General features: G+C 41.5%; 4 protein-coding genes and 2 pseudogenes. 4 read left to right on the top strand and 2 right to left on the bottom strand.

Annotation, left to right across the window (positions count from 1 at the left end; translation table 11 throughout):
- A pseudogene (locus tag V7K69_RS16450) lies at positions 1 to 302 on the bottom strand (ShlB/FhaC/HecB family hemolysin secretion/activation protein); the annotation flags it as partial.
- Between the two features lie 459 nt (positions 303 to 761).
- Here V7K69_RS16450 and V7K69_RS16445 point away from each other — a divergent pair.
- The 4 genes and pseudogenes from V7K69_RS16445 to V7K69_RS16430 form a co-directional block, all read left to right on the top strand.
- Entirely contained in the window at positions 762 to 968 is a 207-nt protein-coding gene (locus tag V7K69_RS16445) for a hypothetical protein (protein WP_335036124.1), read from the top strand.
- 190 nt (positions 969 to 1,158) lie between these two features.
- Positions 1,159 to 1,350 carry a hypothetical protein gene (locus V7K69_RS16440; protein ID WP_174708011.1) on the top strand — a complete coding sequence of 64 codons (192 nt, stop codon included), beginning with the start codon at positions 1,159 to 1,161 and terminating at the stop codon, positions 1,348 to 1,350.
- Positions 1,351 to 1,440: 90 nt separating this feature from the next.
- A complete protein-coding gene (locus V7K69_RS16435) occupies positions 1,441 to 2,592 on the top strand; it encodes an AI-2E family transporter (RefSeq protein WP_335036120.1) in 1,152 nt (383 codons plus the stop codon).
- A gap of 37 nt (positions 2,593 to 2,629) precedes the next feature.
- A pseudogene (locus V7K69_RS16430) lies at positions 2,630 to 2,773 on the top strand (IS982 family transposase); the annotation flags it as partial.
- A 112-nt stretch (positions 2,774 to 2,885) separates the two neighbouring features.
- Here the strand turns inward: V7K69_RS16430 and V7K69_RS16425 are convergent.
- On the bottom strand, positions 2,886 to 3,236 hold a 351-nt coding region (locus V7K69_RS16425; RefSeq protein ID WP_335036118.1), incomplete at its 5' end, for a tetratricopeptide repeat protein.

Here is a 3,236-nt window from a genome sequence, read left to right as displayed (position 1 = left end):
GCATTCGAGTCATCCTGATTTGGAATTGATTCATCTGGTATTGTTGGCAAAGGAACCAATTGATTGTTCTCTGTTGGCTTTGGCAACACATCAGTGGGTAAGGGTGTTATTGGAACTTCTTCTAACCGACCAGGTGGTAAGGTCTCAGGATTTGGAGTTTGGGCAATTACCTGCTGATAATTAGATAATACTGCTGCTAAAACAAAGCCGAATGCCACAGGTCGCAGTCTAGAGATAATACTTACAGGCTTGTTTAATAATACTGAACTAATACTAGAGTTTTCAATAATGACTTGTTTCACCAACACCCTTCTCCTTAAATTTACTAAATAAGAATTCAGCAGTCAGGAGGGGAGCCGGATGTCTTCTTGGGTCAAAATTCAGTTGTTTATTTTGACCCAATAAGCACTAGCAAGTCCGCCATCCTCTGAATAGAGAGGTTTAAGACTCACGCTGAATTGGAAGATTTAGTGGTCTTGATTTGACCGAAGTAACGGAAACGTCTCCGGCTTCGCTCCTGAATCTAACTTCTGAATTTTTCTTCAATGATTCTTTCTTGACATTCAGTTCATCCGCGATACTTTGGTGTAACGAGCGATGTACCACTATTTATAATGGCTGTATTTTTTACAGCTATCATCAGCACAAATACTGGTTTTTGTCAATAGTGATCAAGCGAAGAGACAATTTAATTTATGAATTAATACTCTAGGTGATCGCTAAGGCAGATAATTAAACCATCCCCTCAACGCTATTTGCTGATGGCGATCGCAACTCAACCCCAACTCACTTTAGACGAAATTGAGATTCTTTCTCCAGACCAAAAGTTCAAAAAAGTGTTGAGTAAATTATTGCATTGTTCGCGCAATGGTACTGAATTCGGCTGGTTAATCAACCCGGAAGATGAAAGTGTGCTGGGGGTGTTTCCTGGACAGAGGGTGGAATTATACGAAGGTGCAGATAAATAATTACCTATCCTAGAGGGTATGGAGTTGGAACTGACTGTAGAACAAATTTTTGGCTGGTTGACTTTGACCTAAAAAAGCGAACGCATTTCCTAAAGAAAGTTGGAAAGGATTGTATCTGTAGGTTTATTGTAGAAACTGAACGGTATAGCGAAACTCGTATGTACCACAAAAAATTTTATGCCGTACTTTTATGGGAAATCAACTAGGATTTGTTCTGAAACTGCTTTTACTGTCGGCTTTGTTATCAGTATTAATTAAATACGTGGGGCCAAGTCTATCAATTCCGGCGACAGGAACCAACGCGCTAATTATAGTATTGTTGCCGATTGTGATTATAGCGATCGCGCTACTGTGGCGATTTCAAGCACAAAAACAAAATTAACTCAAACGATCTACGCACAAGTGACTAAAATCAGCTAACCTAGCTGAATTACAACAAAATTGCATCTCGCCAACCGTTGGGAGTTAGCCTGTGAACCTCGGTCAATGGATCGGCTTAATCGCCATAGTTCTTTCTTTATACATCCTGTGGCAAATCCGGGAAGTGCTTTTGCTTATGTTTGCCGCAGTTGTGTTAGCCACAACCTTGAATCGGCTAGCAAAACGCTTTCAACGCTTTGGGATGAAGCGTGGATTCGCCGTTCTCCTGGCAGTAGCGATCTTTTTCGCAGGTATTGTGGGTTTTTTCTGGCTTATTGTCCCACCATTTGCACAGCAGTTTCAAGAACTAACTTATCAGGTTCCTAAAGGGTTTGGGCGCTTTAATAGTTGGCTTGATGCCCTGAGAACTCGTATTCCTGACCAGTTAGTTCCTTATATCCCAGATATCAATAGTCTCATCCAACAAGTACAGCCCTTCGCCAATCGATTACTAGGAAACTCCTTTGCTTTTGTATCTGGCTCTTTAGAAGTCGTCCTCAAGATTTTGCTAGTGTTGGTTTTAACAGGAATGATGTTAGCCGACCCAATAGCTTACCGCAAAGTATTTGTCCGGCTTTTCCCTTCATTTTATCGGCGACGGGTAGATGGTATTTTAGATAAATGTGAAGTCTCTTTGGAGGGATGGATTACAGGCGCTTTCATTGCCATCTTTGTAGTAGGGCTGATGAGTCTCATTGGCTTATCAATTTTACATGTCAAGGCAGCACTAGCTTTAGCGGTTTTAGCCGGATTTTTTAACTTAATTCCCAACCTGGGCCCAACAATGAGTGTAATCCCAGCAATGGCGATCGCCTTCTTAGATGAACCTTGGAAAGCGATCGCTGTCTTGATTCTCTACTTTATCATTCAACAGGTTGAGAGTAATTTCATCACACCCATTGTGATGGCACAGCAAGTTTCGTTGCTACCTGCCATAACCTTAATTGCCCAACTATTTTTCGTAACTTTCTTTGGCTTTTTAGGATTATTTCTAGCACTACCCCTGACTGTTGTGGCTAAGATTTGGTTGCAAGAAGTGTTAATCAAAGATGTTTTAGATGAATGGGGAAATAATCAGAAAAAAGAGACTGAGTTGGTGATGGTTTCTAAATCTCCTGAAGTAGAGGACTATTGGACAGCAGATAGTCCTGATGTTAATCGGGAGCAACGGATTGATGATGATATTTTACAAAAAGAAGATTAATCGATTTTGCATTTTGGATAAAGGCAAGTAGCTAGGCAAAAACCTTTCCCAAATTGAACATTCCAGACATCGTAGTCCCATTAATTTTTGTGTTAATGTTCTATGCGGATTAATTGCCTATTGTCACCAACCTAAGAAACCTAGCCTTCAACTTGAGTGGCTTTTACCTTCAGATGTTTAACCCGAACTCAGGTTACTTAGTTCAATATAAATTTTAGTCTAGGCGATACCTTCGGTGAGCTTCGCTAACGCACTTTTCAGTTTTATCACGATACGCTTTGCACAAAACTAGCTTATTCTGGATTTGGGGGGATGCGATCGCGCAAATATGCTAAATTTTCACGCACAGTAACAGTATTAGGATGATTCACCCCTAACCGTCGCTCAAAAATATCTAATGCTTGGATGAAAAGGAGTTCGGCTTCGCTGTATCTGCCTTGGGAGTCGTAGAGATACGCTAGGTTGTTGAGACTTTGTGCGATATCTGGATGTTCTTCACCCAGCAGCTTGCGCCAGAGTGCCAAAGCTTGGATGTAAAGGGGTTCGGCATCGCTGTATCTGCCTTGGGAGTAGTAGAGTGCCGCTAGGTTGTTGAGACTTTGTGCGACATCTGGATGTTCTTCACCCAGCAGCTTGCGCCTGAG

The organism is Nostoc sp. (genome assembly GCF_036917775.1).
In the GTDB taxonomy this organism is placed as follows: Bacteria; Cyanobacteriota; Cyanobacteriia; order Cyanobacteriales; family Nostocaceae; genus Nostoc.
The sequence above is the reverse complement of the archived record's forward strand: the minus strand, read 5'-3'. Positions and strand labels throughout refer to the sequence as shown.